Raw genomic sequence first — 17,091 nt, forward strand, 5'->3', positions numbered from 1 at the left:
TTTAATTCCGCGGAGGTGCGAAATTTTGCAGTTTGATGTAATACGTCAGCTCGTCGTTCATCGCTTCGGGGGTTCGTTCGAAGCCTTCCTCATACCATTGGATAAGCAAGCCCATGATCGCGTTCGCCTGGTAAGAGATCAGCATGGAGGGATCCCGATCCAATTGGACATGCTCCTTCAAGGTATCGCTCATCAGCCGCTTTATTTTCTCCAACAGGGAATAATAGTAAGACAGAGACGACTTCTTGTCGAAGACGATCTCGTAGAACTTCTGGTACTTCTTCACATGGTGGAAAATCCGGATCGTCGAAGGGTCGAGCTGGCGAGGGAGATCCAGGGTTCCGTGCCTGTAGGGCTCCATATAGGAATCCTCCAGGTCGAGCAGAAGCGAATTCAGATGCTCGTCGAACACCGCCCCGACGTCCTTATAATGCAAATAAAACGTGCCGCGCGTGATGGATGCCTTGGAGCACAGCGCCGATACCGAGATGGCTTCGAGCGGCTTGGTTTTGAGGAGTGCCAAGAGCGCTTCGTGCAACGCTTTCTTCGTCTTGATGACTCTCAGATCGTTCTCGTTCAATGGGTATTCTCCTCAATCCGTTTAATGAACGTTTTGGCAGGATAATGTCCGATAAATGAATATGAAGAGTATTATATTATGCCGAACGGAAAATGTATACCTGTCTGGATAGGAAAAGGCAACAAGCAGCCGCGCCGCCTGTTGCCTTTGGTGTTGTGCGGGAATCCGGATTTAGAACGCTGCCGTCCAGCCTGCGTCCGCCGTCACGATAGCTCCGTTCACGAAGCTCGACTCGTCGGAGCCGAGGAACAGCGCCACTTGGGCGATCTCCTCCGGAGTGCCGACGCGCGGCATAACGCCGGATGCGAGCATCGTGCGGGAAGCGCCGAATTGGTCGAATTTGGCCATAGCTTCTTGATTTACAATGTTAGTTGCCACTCCGCCCGGAGCGATCGCGTTGCAGCGAATGCCCTTCTGAGCGTACATGAACGCCGTGTTCTTCGTCAGCCCGACGACGGCATGCTTGGAAGCGACGTACGCCGCGCCGGCGTGAGCGCCGCTGAAGCCGCCCGTGGAAGCCGTGTTGACGATAACGCCCTTGCCCTTCTCGAGGAAAATCGGAACCGCCTTGCGGATGGCACGCATGACGCCCTTCGTGTTCACGTCGAAGACCAGGTCCCAGCGAGCGTCGTCCACGTCGCCTACAGGCGCCATGTTATCCATGATGCCCGCGTTGTTAACGAGAATATCGAGGGTACCGAATTCGTTCACGGCCGTATCGATCATCGCGTTGACGTCGTCGAGATTGCCCACGTTCGTCTTGATCGCGATTGCCGTGCCTCCGTTGGCCTTGATTCCTTCTACGACGGCTTGCACGCCCTCCAGGTACAAGTCGGATGCGACGACCTTCGCGCCTTCCTTCGCATACAGTTCCGCGATTGCCTTGCCCATGCCCGATGCCGCTCCGGTTACGATCGCTACTTTGCCTTCCAAACGCATCGCATATCCCTCCAAAATATAATTTATTAGACAGTTGTACGATTGAATTATAGAACTCGGGCGAGGGCTTGTCAAATGAAGAGGAGTCTCTTTTTTGGGGAAATTCGCCAATCGAATCGCTGCATTCGAGCAGATGACCCTCTCTGATACGGACTTAGTTCCGCCTATTCGGAGCTCTTCGGGCAACCGCCTTAAGTCTCTACTAGCCCAGTCCCGTTAGTCGATTTTTTCGACTATCTCGCCTTACGCAACCCCTGCTCAGGCTCCGTTAGTCGATTTTTTCGACTATCTCGCCTCTCGCAACCCCTGCTCAGGCTCCGTTAGTCGATTTTTTCGACTATCTTGCTTCTGTTTGCCCCTACATGGCCGAACGCGTCGGAAATGCACGGAAAAACCGTGCATCGGCGGCCTAGCATGCGCAAATGCAAGGGAGATGCACGGAAAAACCGTGCATCTCCCGCATCAGGGTTTGCAGCGACGCATCCAGACCGCGCCTGGATTGGGGCTCGAAGCATATGGCGGCCGCAACAAAAAAGCCGCCCCTGCCATCGCGTTATTCGCGCGACCTTAAGGGACGGCCTCATTATAGGCTGCTTTTATGCCTTGGTTTCAGCGAGCGGGCGGCTAAGTCGCGGAGGCATTACGTCCGCTGGAATCGGGCATACGTACGCTTCGCCCGCGAGCCGCGCGGCGAGCTCCGCCTTCGCCTGCGCAATCAGCGCAGGATCGAGCAGAGCCTCGATGCCGGCGCAGGCCATGACCTTGCCCGCCAGCAGCATAGCCTTGTGGGCGTAGCCGCTCTTCCCCTGCGCGACGGTCTGCCACGCATGAAACGGGGTGGCGTACGCCCACGTCGCGGTGACGCACTGGGCGGTCGGCACGTTCCAGCTGACGTCGGAGACGTCGGTCGATCCCGACATCAAGCCGGGCTTCTCCGGGTATGGAGCGACGAATCCCGCCAGAGGCCGCCGCGACAGCAAACCGTTCGCCTTCTCCCCAACCATCGCCGCCGCGCTCCGCTTGTCTTCCTCCGGCAGCGATTCGTAAATCGCCTTGGCCAATGCCATCTCCTCTTCCGTATAAGAAGGAAGCTCGAGCTCTTCCTTCATATAACGGTGCATCACGCGTTCCAGGGCCGCGTTCGGAATCAGGTTCGACGCCCCGCCCTCCTGACGCCAAGTCGCCGATGTTCCGGTCATAAGCGCCGCCCCCCGGGCGATATCCTGGATGCGCTCGTACAACCCCAGCACCTGAGAGGACTTAGGGGCGCGAATGGAGTAGACGACCTCGGCTTCGGACGGTACCACGTTCGGAGCGAAGCCGCCCGAATTCGTTACCGCGTAATGAACGCGCGCCTCGGGGATCATATGCTCCCGAAGATAATTCACGCCCACGTTCATGAGCTCGACCGCATCGAGCGCGCTTCGACCGAGATGCGGCGCCGCCGCGGCGTGTGCGCTCCGGCCCGCGAACTTGAAGTTCACGAGCACGTTCGCCAAGGAAGAGACGTGCATGACCGCATTCATCGGAGCCGGATGCCAGCAGAAAGCGGCGTCGACGTCCGCGAACAGGCCGGCCCGCGTCATGTACGTCTTGCCCGACCCGCTTTCTTCCGCCGGACAGCCGTAGTAGCGCACCGTTCCGGACAAGCCGTGCTCCCGCAAGTACTCTTTCGCCGCCACCGCGGCCGCGAACGAGCCCACGCCGAGCAGGTTATGGCCGCAGCCATGGCCGTTCGCGCCGGGGACGACGGGCGAATACGCCGCTTCTCCCGCCTGCTGGCTTAAGCCCGCGAGAGCGTCGAATTCGCCTAGGAACGCGATTACCGGGCCGCCCGCCCCGAAGCTGCCGACGAAGCCGGTCGCCAGGCCCGCGACCTCGCGCTCCACGGCGAACCCTTCCCGCTCCAAGGCTTCGCAGAGCAGCTCCGCCGAGCGAAATTCCGTGAACCGGGTCTCCGCGAATTCCCAAATTCGGTCGCTGATCTCTATAAAGCGTTCTCGACGTTCCTCTATCGCACTCGTTACGAACTGCGCGATTTCCCCTCTGCACATGGTTGTCATCTTACACCGTTACCGCTGACCGCGAAACAGTCGCGTCCTTCGTCAGAGACAGCTTCGGAGGCTTCACCTCGTCCGGGAATGGGCAAACGTACGACTCTCCGCCCAGCCGCTCGGCCAACTCCGCCTTCGCCTTCTCGACGAGCGAGGGATCGAGCAAAGCCGAGATGGCGGTGCAGGCCATCGCTTTCCCCGCGAGCAGCATGCCCTTGTGAGCATAGCTGCTCTTGCCTTGCGCGACCGTCTGCCAAGCATGAATCGGCGTCGCGTAAGCCCAAGTCGCCGTGCCGCATTGCGCGGTCGGCACGTTCCAGCTGACGTCTCCGACATCCGTCGACGCCGGCATGACGACCATCTTCTCCATCAGCGGAGCGACGAAGTCCGCGAGAGGCCGTGCCGACAACAGCTCGTGCGCCTGCTTGCCGACCTGCATCGAAGCGCTCAGCTTGTCCTCCTCCGGAATCGTGGCGAAGATCTCCTTCGAGAACGCCAGCTCTTCCTCCGTGTAAGCCGGAAGCTCCAAGCCTTGCATGAACTCGTGCATCTTGCTCTCCAACGTGGCGTTCGGGATCAGGTTGGAGGCTCCCCCTTCATAGTGGTAGGACATCTTCGTTCCCGTCATGAGGGCGGCGCCGCGCGCGATGTCGAGCACGCGCTCGAACAGCGGCAGCACCTGGGACGCCTTCGGCGCGCGCACCAGATAGTTCACCTCCGCTTCCGCCTGCACGACATTGGGCGCGAAGCCTCCCGTATTCGTCACGGCATAGTGAATTCGCGCTTCCGGAATCATGTGCTCGCGCAAATAATTGACGCCGACGTTCATCAGCTCGACGGCATCCAGGGCGCTGCGCCCGAGGTGCGGCGCGGCCGCGGCATGGGCGCTTTTGCCAGCGAATTTGAAGTGAACGTGAACGTTGGCCAGAGAGGACATATGCATGACCACGTTCGCCGTGGCGGGATGCCAGCAGAAGGCGGCGTCGACATCGTTGAACAGGCCCGCTCTCGCCATATACGCTTTGCCGGAGCCGCTCTCCTCCGCCGGGCAGCCGTAGTAACGGACCGTGCCGGCCAATCCATGCTCCTTCAAGTAATCCTTTACCGCGACCGCGGCGGCGAGAGAGCCCGCGCCGAGCAGGTTATGGCCGCAGCCGTGTCCGTTCGCGCCCGGCACGATCGGATTGAACGCCGCTTCGCCTGCCCGTTGGCTAAGACTCGCCAGAGCGTCGAACTCTCCGAGAATCGCGACGACGGGGGACCCGCTTCCGAAGCTTCCGACGAAGCCGGTCTCGAGCTCCGCGACTCCCTTTTCCACCGCGAACCCTTCCTGCTCCAGCGCCGTACAAAGCAATTCGGCCGATCGGAACTCTTGGAATCTCGTCTCCGCGAAGCCCCAGATCCGATCGCTCACGCCGATAAAGAGATCCCTCTTGCCTTCGATCGCGTCGGTCACCTCTTGAATGATCTTGTCGTTCATGCCGGACACCTCTCTCGTTTGATTTTTATATTCCGTAAGAACAAATCCCCCAAAAGCGGCGCAAAGCTCTCTAGCGAATTCCGATTCCTTTTGGGGGAGCCCCCGGGGGTATCTTCAGGTAATTGCTTTGTCTAAAAACAAAGGCCGCAGCGGAAACCGCCTGCTTAAGCTATCCGTCCTCCGTCAATCGAAAGCGAAGCAGGCGACGGGATGGTCGTGCCCCTTGAGCTCCGGCTCGTATTCGCGGCAGATCGCCTTGGCGATCGGACAGCGCGTGTGGAACCGGCAGCCGGATGGCGGCCGAACCGGGCTCGGCACGTCGCCCTGAATGATGATCCGGCTCTTCGAACGAAGCCTCGGGTCCGGCACCGGATTCGCGCTTAGCAGGGCGTTCGTATATGGGTGCTTGGGAGCCTTGAACAGCTTCTCCCGGCTCGCGATCTCCACGATCTTGCCAAGATACATGACGGCGATCCGGTCGCTGATATAGCGGACGGCGCCGAGACCGTGCCCTATGAACAAGTAGGCAAGTCCGAATTGCTTCTGCAAATCTCGCAATAGATTCAGAATTTGAGCCTGGATGGAGACGTCGAGAGCCGAGACGGGCTCGTCGCAGACGATAAGCCGCGGATTAAGGGCGAGCGCCCGGGCGATGCCGATTCGCTGTCTCTGTCCTCCCGAGAATTCGTGCGGATAGCGCTCGCGGTCCTGCTTCGGAATGCCGACCGTCTCCAGCAGCCGATCTACCCTGTCCCGCACGGCCGAGCGATCCGCAAGCCCGTGAGCGAGCAGAGGCTCCGCCAGAATATCGCCGATCCTCATCCGGGGGTTAAGCGAGGAATAGGGATCCTGGAAAATCATCTGAATGCTGGCGCGAGTGCGCCGAAGCTCCCGCTTCCTTATCTCCGAGAGCTCCCGGCCCGAGTAGATCACTCTTCCCTCATGAGGAGCTTCCAGCTGGAGCAGCGTACGGCCGACCGTCGATTTGCCGCAGCCCGATTCGCCGACGAGTCCGAGCGTTTCGCCTTCGCGAATCGAGAAGCTGACGCCGTCGACCGCCCGTACGTAATCCGTAACCCTCGAGAAAATCCCCTGCCGGATCGGATAGTACGTCTTGAGCCCCTCGACTTGCAGCAGAACGGGCCCTTTCTCCTTTTCCCGCCGTTTCCCCTTCTCCGTCTCCCTCTCGTTCGCTCTCATCCGAAGCTCCTCCCTCGTTCGAAATGAGCCGTCCTCCGGCCGTTATTCGATCATGGGGTGAACGTCCATTTGGACACGTTGTTCGTCAGGCCGACCGCGCTCGTCTCAAGACCCTTGCGCAGGTCGAGGTTCTTCGCCTTCGCATACATTTGCTTATCCGCATAGAAGGCGATGATCGGCACTTCGTCATGCAGGATCTGCTGCACTTGCTTATAGATCTCGAAGCGCTTCGACGGATCCAGCTCCTGAGCTCCCGCGGCGATCAGCTTGTCGACCTCCGGGTTCGAATAGTCCGGGATGTTGAAGCCGACTCCCGTCAAGAACATGCCGAAGACCGAGCCCGGATCGAGAATGAAGCCAAGGTTCACTACCGTCAGGTCGTAATCGTGCTTAAGCGCCCTTTGCAGCGTCGTCGGGAAGTCGAGCTTTGTCACCTGAACCTTCAAGCCGACCGCCTTCAGGTTCTCGGCAACGATGTCGGACGCTTGCTCGCGGATCTTGTTGCCGGTCGGGACGAGGAACTCGATCGTCTGGCCGAAGTCCCAGTCCGCTTCCTTAAGCAATTGCTTCGCTTTCTCCGGATCGTAGGAATACAGCGGGATGTCCTTGTTGTAATAAGGGTGATTCCGACCGAGCATTCCATCCACGAGATCGCCTTGGCCCTTGAGCAGTTGGTCGACGAGCAGTTGGCGGTTCATCGCGTAAGCGATCGCTTGGCGTACCTTCGGATTCGGGAACTTCTTCGTGTTGAGGAACAAGATGTTCGGGTTGTTGGCATCGCCGTAGCCCGTTGTCACGTTGGCCATATTGGCTACCTTATCGAAGTCTTGTACCGGAATCAGGCCGACGCCGGGAGACGTCAGTTGGATGTCGCCCGTCTGCAGCTGCGCCGCTAGGTTCGTCGCCGGCATCATCTTGATGTAGATGTCCTTGATCGCGGGCGCGCCTTCGTAATAAAGCTCGTTGGCGGCAAGCTGCACATATTGGTCCTTCGCGAATTTAACGAACTTGTACGCTCCGTTCGTGACGGTCGGGTTCATCATGAATTCGTTCTTGTTCAGGTCTGCCGGAGCGACGTCCTTCAGCACATGCTCGGGAAGGTAACGGAAGTACGTGCCGAATTGGCTCTTGAATTGATCGGTTTCCATCGGATTCTTCGTCTTGATGATGAAGGTGTAGTCATCGACCTTCTGGAAGAACGGTAGCTCGGTCTGCCCTTCGTCTCTTTTGCCGGCTTCGTTAAGACCGGCGACGAACGTAATGTTGGTAAGCGTCTTGACGCTCGCGTCCGTGAACATGCGGAGCGTGAATTCGACGTCGTCCGCCGTGAACGGCTCGCCGTCGCTCCACTTGGCGCTCTTGTTAAGCTTGATCGTGAAGTTCTGGTTATCCGCCGTCTCGATCGATTCGGCGAGCTTAGGGTCGAAGCCGTAGCTGCTGTTCAGGGCAATCAGCGTGTCGCTCATGAACGAGTTTACGTAGATGCCTGCGTTATCGAGATTAAACACGTCGAACGTCGTTACGGGGTTGACCAAGCCGATATAGAGGGGCTGATCCGCTCCTCCGGAAGCGGCCGTTCCCGACGCGGCGGCCGAGGAGGACGGGCTCGACGCTGCCGAACCCGACGGCGAAGCCGTATTGTTCCCGTTATTCGAACCGCATGCCGCGACCAGAACCATTAATAATGCCAATACTCCGCTAACCCAAGCTTTGCGCACCCTTGTCATTGGATCTCCTCCACTTTTCTTTGTTTGATTTGCCATATGAGGCGTGTCATTGTGGCCTGCTATTCGGATGGAACCTATTGCTTCGGATCGAGCGCGTCGCGAAGGCCGTCGCCGACGAAGTTGATGGCGAGAACCGTCACCAGGATCATGATCCCGGGAGGCAGCCACAGCCAGGGCTGGTCGGTCATGACGCTGATCGATTGCGCGTCCGTCAGCATGTTGCCCCAGCTGGCGGTCGGCGGCTGCACGCCCATCCCGAGGAAGCTTAGGCCCGACTCGGCCATGATCGCCGCCGCGACGCCGAAGGTCGCGTTGACGATGATCGGGGCGAGCGCGTTCGGCAGAATATGGCGGAAGACGATGCGGGGAGTGCTTAGCCCCAAGGCGATGCCCGCTTTGACGTAATCCATCTGCTTAAGAGTCAGCACGCTGCCTCGCACGAGACGGGCGATCGACGGCCAGGAGAACAGGGCCAGCACGAGAACGAGGGTCCCGAGCGTCGGGCCGAGCACGCTGACGACGACGAGAATGACCATCATGTAAGGGAACGCCATAAACATGTCGGTAACCCTCATGACGATCATGTCCACCCAGCCTCCGAGGTAGGCGGAGAGCAAACCGACGACCGTGCCGAACGTCACGTAGATGGCGACCGTTCCGAAGCCGACGATGACGGCGACCCTTGTCGCGTAGATCAAGCGGGCCAGCACGTCCCGGCCGACCTGATCGGTTCCAAGCCAGTGGGATGCCGACGGGGCGGCCGAGAATTCGGCGGTTACCGCATAGGGGCTGTGCGGCGACAGCCATGGAGCGAAGATCGCGATAAGGATAAGAAGCGAAGTGACTACAAACCCGACGACGGCCATCTTATGCTTCACGAAGCGTCGGGCCATTTGGCGGAAGGCGCCTTCGGATCGCTCCGGCTGGGCGGGAATCGCGACTCCCCCGGCAACGGGGACAGGGGCTTCAACAGCAGACATCGAGTCCGCCTCCTCTCATTCGTTTGCGTTTATTCGGCCGAACGGCCGTTAGTGATACTTGATGCGAGGATCGGCCACCGAGTAGAAAACGTCCGTCAGAAGGTTGGCGCCGAGCACGACGATCGCGGCGACCAGATTAAGCCCCATGATGGTGGAATAGTCGCGCGACAGGATCGATTGGATCGTGAGCTGCCCGATTCCGGGCCACTGGAACAGCTGCTCGACGATGACCGCTCCTCCGAACAGCATCGGAATCTCCATGCCGACGACGGTAATGACCGGGATAAGGGCGTTGCGGAGAGCATGCTTGTTCGTGACGATGAACTCCTTCAGCCCTTTGGCGCGCGCCGTGCGAAGGTAGTCCTGCTTGAGCACGTCCAGCATGCTGGCGCGGATGTACCGCACTTTCCGTCCGGCGATGCCGACGGCCAGCGCGATCGACGGAAGCACCATGTGCCAGAGGCGATCTCCGAGTCCGCCGCCGCCGCCGAGCGTCTCCGTTCCTCCGACGGGCAGCCAGCCTAATTGGACGGCGAAGATATAGATGCAGAGCAGCCCGAGGAAAAACTGGGGAATCGACGTTCCGACGAACGAGAGGCCGGTCATCAGGTAGTCGAACTTCGAATTCTGCTTGACGGCGCTCATGATGCCGATGGGCAGGGCGATCAGGAGACCGAGGATAAGCGCCGCGATCCCGAGCAGCATCGTCTGGCCGAGACGCTCGCCGATCAGGGAGCCGACCGATTCGCTCGTGCTGAAGGAATAGCCGAGGTTGCCCGACAGCAGCTGGCCGAGCCATTTGAAGTACTGAACGATGATCGGGTCGTTCAAGCCGAGCTGCTCCTTGCGAAGCTCCAGCAGCTCCGGCGGCGTGTCCGGAGTCATGTACATGTCGACCGGGTTGCCGGGCGCCAGGTTGATGATGACGAAGTTCATGATCGTTATGCCGAAGAGAACGGGAATCGCGATCAGAACGCGGCGGATGACATACGTTAGCATGGTTTCTCTCCTCTCTCGCGGTTTACAAGGCGGCTAGCGGGAAGTGGCAAGCCGCCGCGTGATCGCCGCCCCGAAGGATCGGCTCCCGCTCCTTGCACTTCGCCTGGACGAACGGGCATCGAGTATGAAAGCGGCAGCCGGCCGGCGGGTTGGCGGGGCTCGGCACGTCCCCTTGCAGGACGATGCGCTCCTGCCCGCGCTTGCGGGGATCCGGCACCGGATAGGCGTTAAGCAGCGCTTGGGTGTAGGGATGGCGCGGATTCGCGAAGATCTCCTCCTTCGTGCCGATCTCCACGACCTTGCCGAGGTACATGACCGCGATTCGGGTGCTGATATACTTGACCGCTCCGAGCCCGTGGGCGATGAATAGATAGGTAAGCCCGAGCTCCTTCTGAAGATCCTTCAATAGATTCAAGATTTGCGCCTGGATCGAGACGTCCAAGGCGGATACCGGCTCGTCGCACACGATGAGCTTCGGGTTCAGGGAGAGCGCGCGGGCGATGCCGATGCGCTGCCGTTGGCCGCCCGAGAATTCGTGGGGGAACCGCTGCTTATAGCTTCGAGGGATGCCTACCGTATCCAGGAGCTTGTCGATCTTCGTCTCCAGCTCGGCTCCTCCGGCAACGCCGTGAACCCTCATCGGTTCGGCGAGCAGCTCCTGTACCCGCATCCGAGGGTTCAAGGAGGAGTAGGGGTCTTGGAAAATCATCTGCATCTTCATCCGGGCCCCGCGCAAGTCCGACATCGATCGATCCGTGATGTCTTCCCCGTCGAACCAGATCCTGCCGTCCGTCGGGTTCTCCAGCCGGACGATGCTTCGTCCGATCGTCGACTTGCCGCAGCCGGATTCGCCGACGAGTCCCAGCGTCTCTCCTTGGTACAGGTCCAGCGTTATATCGTCTACCGCTTTGACGTTCCCGACCGTTCGGGAGAGCAGGCCCCGTTTAATGGGATAGTAGGTTTTTAAGCCTTCGATCCGGAGCAGAGGCTCCGCGGCAGGGCTGCGTTCCGCAGTCGTCATACGGCTTCCTCCTCTTGCGTCTTCCAGATTTCCGGCTCTTGAGCCATCCAGCAGCGCACTTGATGTCCTTCTTGAACCGTCAGCAGCATGGGAGCGGCGGACAAGCACTTCTCGCTTGCGAAGGCGCAACGGGTATGGAACCGGCAGCCCTTCGGCATGTTCGTCAGAGGAGGCACCGCTCCCGGTATGGAAGCCAGCGTCTCGTCGGCGTCGGACCCGATGTGGGGAATGGACTTCATCAGCCCTTGCGTGTAAGGGTGCAGCGGCTTCTCGAACAGCGTGAACACGTCCGTCTCCTCGACCACTTGGCCGGCATACATGACGACGACCTTGTCCGCCATCTCCGCGACGACTCCGAGGTCGTGGGTGATCAGCAGGATCGAAGCGCCCGTCTCTTCGCGAAGCTCCTTCATCAGATTCAGGATCTGCGCCTGAATCGTCACGTCGAGCGCGGTCGTCGGCTCGTCGGCGATGAGCAGCTTCGGATTGCAGGAGAGCGCCATCGCGATCATCACGCGCTGTCTCATTCCGCCGGACAGGGAGTGAGGGTAGCTCTTCATGATCGCCTCGGGGCGGGGAATGCCGACCTTCTTCAGCATCTCGACCGCGTACTCGTCGGCGGCCTTGCCCTTCATGTCGGTGTGCAGCCGTATCGCTTCCGTCAATTGGTTCCCGATGGTGAATACCGGATTGAGCGAGGTCATCGGCTCTTGGAAGATCATCGCGATGTCGCCGCCGCGAATCCCGCGCATCTGAGCTTCCGGCAGCTTCGCGAGATCCTTGTCCATGAACCGGATTTCTCCCTCCTTGATGCTCCCGTTCTTGCCGAGCAGCCTCATGATCGAGAGCGAGGTTACGCTCTTGCCGCAGCCGGATTCGCCGACGATGCCGATCGTCTCTCCCTTCCCGAGCTTGAGGCTGACCCCGTCCACCGAGGTGACCTCCCCTTTCTCCGTCTTGAAGACGGTCTTCACGTCCTTAAGCTCCAGCAGCATTCGCAGCCCCTCCTTTGCCTGTTGGCGGTCCGCCTTACCCATTTCGGTGTAATATTTCCTAACGCAAATTAGACTGTTTATCGGGATTTCGATCGGTTTTCCTGTGTAAATCCACATTTGAGCTCTAACCGGAATGTAGGTTTCTACCTACATTTCTACGAAGAAATATGGTATATTCGCGGTACGACATGTTCTTTTGGCAGCCATCTCCTTACGTTCTGGCTCGAATGATTCGTGTAATATTATTTAACATCTATATGACGAAGGATAATAGGCCCTTCATTTGAGGATTAGGGTTCATTTCTTGGCATCGATGGCCCATTCGGCCGCGAAAGGTATCAAATCTTAAGAATTGTCAGAAAAAGAGAGCGGGGGATCGATCGTGTACAACCTTCTGATTACCGACGACGAGAGCGAGATCCGCAACGGTCTGAGCAATTACTTCCCTTGGCACGAATTCGGCTACCAAGTCATCGGACAGGCATGCGACGGGGAAGAAGCGCTTGCCTTCATCTCCGAGAAACCGGTGGACGTGCTGCTCTGCGACATTCGCATGCCCTCCCTGTCGGGCATCGAGGTGGCCGAGAGGCTGTTCCGCCAACGATCGGACGTTAAGGTCGTCCTCTTAAGCGGCTTCCGGGAGTTCGAATACGCTCAGCTGGCCGTCCAATACGGGGTCAAGAGGTATCTGACGAAGCCGACCAAGTACACGGAGATCGCGGAAGTGTTCGAGCAGCTCCGCAACGAATTGGACCGAACCAAAGCGCCCGCTCCCTCCCCATCCGTTGCCCCCGCGGAATCCGGCGCGACGGATCAGACGATCGATAGAGTAAAGGCCTACCTCCAAGACAATCTCTCGAACGCCACTTTGGAGAGTGCCGCCAAGCACGTTTTTCTAAACCCCTTCTACCTAAGCAAGTACTTCAAAACCAAGACCGGAGAGAACTTCTCCGACTTCTTGACGAATGTCCGCATGAACAAAGCGGCCGAACTATTGAAGTCCACCGCCGCCAAAACCTATGAGATCAGCGAGATCGTCGGGTACAGCAACTCGAAGAACTTCACCCGGATGTTCCGAAGCTACTTCGGGATGACCCCAAGAGAATACCGAAACGAGGAATAGCCGCTTGTGATCACGACCACTGCCCGATTTTTCGCCAAGAATCTCGTTACCTTCCTGCTGCCGATGCTGATCCCGCTCGTCGTTCTCGGGGCGATGTCCGCCTTCCTGATCCAGCAGTATGTCGTTCACGAGATCAATAGCAACAACACGAACATGCTGAAGCAGACCAAAGAGAACATCGAGCTTCTGTTTAACGAGCAGAATTCCCTGAACCTGCATATTATCGCGAGCGCAACCCAGTTCATGAACCTGAAGGGCATGCTGAACAAGCCCCTGCCATCGGCGGAGGATTACGAACAGCTCGCCGCTCTGAAGAACTTTATCGACTCGCCCTCTATCGCGAGCCCTTATATCGATTCGATCTACATCTATCTGAACAACGAGAACCGCCGGTTCATCTCCTCCGCCTCAGGAGGCTTCATGGAGCTGGACGATTACCCGGACCGCACCTGGTACGACAGCTATCTCCAGCACGAAGGCGACGAGGCTATCTGGACGGAGAGCCGGGCGGTGCCGCGCTACAACGTCAGCAAAGAGCTCGAGTACAGCGACGTGATCACCATGTACCGCAACTTCAAGGTGATGGACGGCACGGGAGGCGTCATCGTCCTGAACATCAAGCGCGAGTATATCGAGCGCAGGCTGAACGACCTCGCAACCGTCAACGGGCAGTTGCTCGCCGTCGCGGACGAGCAGGGTTCGATCATCCTCCGCAACAGCGAGCGGTACGCCCCGGCTCCCGAGGAGATCGCGCAGATCATCGCCCGCAAGGGCAACTCCTTCTCCATCAAGGCGACCGGCGAGAAAGCGCTGATCAACAAGATCCACTCCGATCCTTACGATTGGACGTTCCTCTCCGTGACGCCGGAGCAGTCCCTGTACACCGCACTCAACCGCTTGCTTCGCATCGGCGCCGTGCTGCTGACCCTGTCGCTTCTGGCCGCATTCCTGCTGGCCTACCAGATGACGAAGAAAAACTACTGGGATCTGAAGGTGATCATGTCCATTCTCGACGCCGCCGAGAAGGGCAAGCCGCTTCCCGTCCACCGGACGAAGGGCAATAGCGTCTACAGCCAGATCATCCGCAGTCTGCTGCAGAACTTCATCGAGCACAATTACATGAGGATCCAGCTCTCGGAGAGCCAGTACAAGACGCAGGCCGCCCAATTCGCCGCTCTGCAGTCGCAGCTTAACCCTCATTTTCTGTACAACACGTTGGAGACGATTCATTGGAAGGCCGCCAGCTACACGGACGGGCCGAACGAGCTGACGAATATCGTGGAGCACCTGTCCGACATCCTGCGCTATTCGCTGGACGGACAGAACGGGCTCGTGCCGCTTCGCGTGGAGATCGCCAATACGAAGAGCTATATCGCGATTCAGAAAACAAGGCATGGCGAGCGGTTCGACATCTGGTGGGAATACGATACGGAGCTGGAGAAGTATCACATGTTAAAACTGATCTTCCAGCCGCTGATCGAGAACAGCCTTCAACATGGCTTGGGCCGTCCGGGACGGAAGCTGGCGATCAAGATCAAGATTCAGCGGCTTGGCAATCGCCTGCGGCTGGCCGTCATCGACAACGGCAACGGCATCACCGAGGAGCGGATGGTCGAGCTGCGAACGAGGCTGTTCAGCGAATCGCCCCCTACGAACCACATCGGCCTCATCAATACGCAGAGAAGGATCAAGCTCGCGTACGGCGGGCGGAGCGAGCTGCGCGTCAAGAGCAAGCCCGGCGTCGGGACGCTGATCGCCATCGTTCTGCCGATCGACTAGGTCAAGCGTCGCTCAAATGGCAGGCCAGGTAGATTTGGAGCCAGTCGTCCGGCTCGTTCAGGTCGACGTCCAGCAGCTCTTCGATCTTGCGCAGCCGATGGTAGAGCGTGTTGGGATGGATGTGCAGCCGTTCCGCCGTCAGAGCGGAAGCCCGGTTGGCCGCCATATACTCCTTGAGCGTGCGCTCCAGCTCGCCCGATTGCCCTCGCGGCGAGCGGAGCGGCGCCAGCACGTCCCGAACGTACGAATCGATCTCCTCCGGGTCTTGGTTAATGAACAGGCGATTGATGCCGATGTCTCCATAGCGCATAATACCGGCTCTCTCTCTGCCCAGCACGTAAGCGAGCGAACGGTTCGCTTCGTCGTTGCTCTTCGAGACGTTCTCCAGCCCTTTGTACAAGCCGCCTGCCCCTCCGTATAAAGGGGATCCCTTAGCTTCGGACCATCTGGCCGCAACGGCGCTTAGCTTCTGGATGAAATGCTTCTGCTTGGCTTCGTCGTCCGCGGCGGCGAGGATCGTGATCTTGTCCTGGGCGCCGAACAGCAGCAGGTTCGTTCTGCCTATCTCCTTCTCGATACCGGAGATCAACCTGCGCAGGTCGCTCTCCCTTCTCTTCATGTCCTTCGGCTCTTCCGTCAGCTGCAGAAGGCAGACGAACAGCCGGTCATGCTTGGACAGGCCGAAGCTCTTCAGCTTCGCCTCCAATCGCTTGGGCTCCCGGTAGAGGACAAGCTCGCCGAACAGCTCTTGATTCCTCCGGAAGTACATCTCCGTCAGCGAATACGTGTTCATCATCTCGAGAGCCGCGACGGCGCTCCCTTGCTCCAGCACGACCAGATCGAGCCGTTGAAGGGGGCGTTCGAGCTCCACGACGAAGCTGCCAAGAAGAACCGAACCGTTCAAGATAGGGTACAGATACAAGCCCATTCCGTTCGGACCCGCGATCTCCCTCGCGGATAGGTCAACGCTAAACAGCGTATGGAGCTGCTCCCCCGACAGTTCATGCGTCCGACCGGACCGGGGATACCATTCGTCCTTGGCCGGATCGACGAAGAAGACCGGAAGCCGAAGCATTCGGCCCATCGTCCGCGTGACCGTCTCCAGATCGTTGCCTTCTACGGACAGCTTCGTGAACACGTCGTGAATCTCGTTTCGCTTCGTCAAATACCGGTTCTTCTCCTCCAGCTCGGAGTACAGCCGGGCGTTGGAGATCGCGATCGCCGCTTGGTCCGCGAATCCCTGGAGCCGATGCAGATCGCGCTCGTCCATTCGCTTGCTCCTCTGCAGCTGATGGACGATCATGACGCCGATTTTGTCTTTATTCATCGTGACCGGCACCGCCATGACGGCTTGGACGCTTTCCGGCGAATTCTCGAACGCCTGGGACAGATGGTTCATGTTGTCCATGTCCACGTTGTCCATTTCTTTAATAAAAGAAGGCGGCGAGACGAAGATTTGCCCTCGCTCGCTATTAAAGATTTTGCCGGTAATGCCCTCGCCGGGGAACACGCGGAACCGGTAGATCGACTCCCCGACCCCCACGCTCGCGCGAGGAACGAGCTTGCCCGATTCCGGATCGAACATCATGAAGAAGCCGCAGTCCGCCGAAGGAATGACCTTCAGGGCGCTATGCATAATGCGAAGCAGCAGTTCGTTAATGTCGAGCGAGGACGTAAGTTCGCGAAGGCCGCGCAGCCACTGCTCATGCTCTTGCCGTTGTTGGACGACGAGAGCCTCCAGCCACTTCTCGCGGATGATCGAACGCAGCCTTTCCTGCCAATCGCCGCTCAGCTTCGCTTCGAGGGGATAGCGAAGGAGCGCTTCCCGGTTCAACGGCTCTCCATATACGAATCGCGCTTGTCCGATGCCGGAACCCGTACCGCTTCGAAGGTTATCGTCCAAGTCGAAGGGTTCTTCCTCTCCTGCCGTCTCCGATTCCGATCTAAGCCAACGCCGCCAAGGATCGTCGGCTCCCGACCGCTCCCATACCCCGAACGGCACCGACTCCATCCACGCTTCCAAGTAAGCCCTGAGCTCGCGATCCGTCAATCGAACCCCTCGTTTCCGTGTCATCTTTTATGACTTTGTATCGTGAATGCCTTTTTCCATAGTGTATTTAAACAAGGAATCCATGTAAACACCGTTCATTCAAACAATGAAATCTTCGATTTCGAGAGCTAGAATGTAACTATCTTTAACATCAACGATAGAAA

Annotated in this window: 13 protein-coding genes; 2 read left to right on the plus strand and 11 right to left on the minus strand. The window is 58.7% G+C overall.

All coding sequences use genetic code 11. The features are described from left to right. Position 1 precedes the first annotated feature (1 nt). The 10 genes from H7B67_RS11825 to H7B67_RS11870 all read right to left on the minus strand — a co-directional run bounded on the left by H7B67_RS11825 (position 2) and on the right by H7B67_RS11870 (position 11,981). The gene (locus H7B67_RS11825; protein WP_185120037.1) at positions 2-580 is read right to left on the minus strand and encodes a TetR-like C-terminal domain-containing protein; all 579 of its coding nucleotides are present in this window, start codon (positions 578-580) and stop codon (positions 2-4) included. 171 nt (positions 581-751) lie between these two features. Further along, positions 752-1,519 (minus strand): SDR family oxidoreductase, encoded by a 768-nt coding sequence (locus H7B67_RS11830; RefSeq protein WP_185120038.1) that lies wholly within the window; start codon positions 1,517-1,519, stop codon positions 752-754. A gap of 596 nt (positions 1,520-2,115) precedes the next feature. After that, positions 2,116-3,573, minus strand: coding sequence for a M20 family metallopeptidase (locus tag H7B67_RS11835; protein ID WP_185120039.1), 1,458 nt, complete (start codon positions 3,571-3,573; stop codon positions 2,116-2,118). 10 nt (positions 3,574-3,583) lie between these two features. Further along, on the minus strand, positions 3,584-5,053 hold the full coding sequence (locus tag H7B67_RS11840) for a M20 family metallopeptidase (protein WP_185120040.1): 1,470 nt from the start codon (positions 5,051-5,053) through the stop codon (positions 3,584-3,586). Positions 5,054-5,236: 183 nt separating this feature from the next. After that, positions 5,237-6,253 carry an ABC transporter ATP-binding protein gene (locus H7B67_RS11845; RefSeq protein ID WP_185120041.1) on the minus strand — a complete coding sequence of 339 codons (1,017 nt, stop codon included), beginning with the start codon at positions 6,251-6,253 and terminating at the stop codon, positions 5,237-5,239. A 50-nt stretch (positions 6,254-6,303) separates the two neighbouring features. Beyond that, positions 6,304-7,980, minus strand: a complete 1,677-nt coding sequence (locus tag H7B67_RS11850; RefSeq protein ID WP_185120042.1) for an ABC transporter substrate-binding protein — start codon at positions 7,978-7,980, stop codon at positions 6,304-6,306. Positions 7,981-8,054: 74 nt separating this feature from the next. Then, on the minus strand, positions 8,055-8,960 hold the full coding sequence (gene opp4C, locus H7B67_RS11855) for an oligopeptide ABC transporter permease (protein WP_185120043.1): 906 nt from the start codon (positions 8,958-8,960) through the stop codon (positions 8,055-8,057). Between the two features lie 48 nt (positions 8,961-9,008). Continuing rightward, entirely contained in the window at positions 9,009-9,959 is a 951-nt protein-coding gene (locus H7B67_RS11860) for an ABC transporter permease (RefSeq protein ID WP_185120044.1), read from the minus strand. Between the two features lie 22 nt (positions 9,960-9,981). Beyond that, positions 9,982-10,980, minus strand: coding sequence for an ABC transporter ATP-binding protein (locus tag H7B67_RS11865; protein WP_185120045.1), 999 nt, complete (start codon positions 10,978-10,980; stop codon positions 9,982-9,984). Then, a complete protein-coding gene (locus H7B67_RS11870; protein WP_185120297.1) occupies positions 10,977-11,981 on the minus strand; it encodes an ABC transporter ATP-binding protein in 1,005 nt (334 codons plus the stop codon). Before H7B67_RS11870 ends, H7B67_RS11865 begins: the two co-directional genes overlap by 4 nt. A 376-nt stretch (positions 11,982-12,357) precedes the next feature. Here H7B67_RS11870 and H7B67_RS11875 point away from each other — a divergent pair, with 376 nt between their 5' ends. Together H7B67_RS11875 and H7B67_RS31285 are read left to right on the plus strand one after the other, a co-directional pair. Then, entirely contained in the window at positions 12,358-13,098 is a 741-nt protein-coding gene (locus H7B67_RS11875; RefSeq protein WP_185120046.1) for a response regulator, read from the plus strand. A 6-nt stretch (positions 13,099-13,104) separates the two neighbouring features. Continuing rightward, entirely contained in the window at positions 13,105-14,877 is a 1,773-nt protein-coding gene (locus H7B67_RS31285; protein WP_185120047.1) for a histidine kinase, read from the plus strand. Position 14,878: 1 nt separating this feature from the next. On the opposite strand, the gene H7B67_RS11885 is transcribed toward H7B67_RS31285, so the two are convergent. Next, positions 14,879-16,927 carry a helix-turn-helix domain-containing protein gene (locus H7B67_RS11885; protein ID WP_185120048.1) on the minus strand — a complete coding sequence of 683 codons (2,049 nt, stop codon included), beginning with the start codon at positions 16,925-16,927 and terminating at the stop codon, positions 14,879-14,881. Between the last annotated feature and the right edge of the window lie 164 nt (positions 16,928-17,091).

The organism is Cohnella thailandensis (genome assembly GCF_014212135.1).
Taxonomy (GTDB): domain Bacteria; phylum Bacillota; class Bacilli; order Paenibacillales; family Paenibacillaceae; genus Cohnella; species Cohnella thailandensis.

Excerpts from the sequence above, each read along its gene's own strand:
- opp4C (WP_185120043.1), bottom strand. The coding sequence starts at position 8,960 with ATGTCTGCTGTTGAAGCCCCTGTCCCCGTTGCCGGGGGAGTCGCGATT.
- H7B67_RS11850 (WP_185120042.1), bottom strand. The coding sequence starts at position 7,980 with ATGACAAGGGTGCGCAAAGCTTGGGTTAGCGGAGTATTGGCATTATTA.
- H7B67_RS11860 (WP_185120044.1), bottom strand. The coding sequence starts at position 9,959 with ATGCTAACGTATGTCATCCGCCGCGTTCTGATCGCGATTCCCGTTCTC.
- H7B67_RS11845 (WP_185120041.1), bottom strand. The coding sequence starts at position 6,253 with ATGAGAGCGAACGAGAGGGAGACGGAGAAGGGGAAACGGCGGGAAAAG.
- H7B67_RS11835 (WP_185120039.1), bottom strand. The coding sequence starts at position 3,573 with ATGTGCAGAGGGGAAATCGCGCAGTTCGTAACGAGTGCGATAGAGGAA.
- H7B67_RS11865 (WP_185120045.1), bottom strand. The coding sequence starts at position 10,980 with ATGACGACTGCGGAACGCAGCCCTGCCGCGGAGCCTCTGCTCCGGATC.
- H7B67_RS11830 (WP_185120038.1), bottom strand. The coding sequence starts at position 1,519 with ATGCGTTTGGAAGGCAAAGTAGCGATCGTAACCGGAGCGGCATCGGGC.
- H7B67_RS11840 (WP_185120040.1), bottom strand. The coding sequence starts at position 5,053 with ATGAACGACAAGATCATTCAAGAGGTGACCGACGCGATCGAAGGCAAG.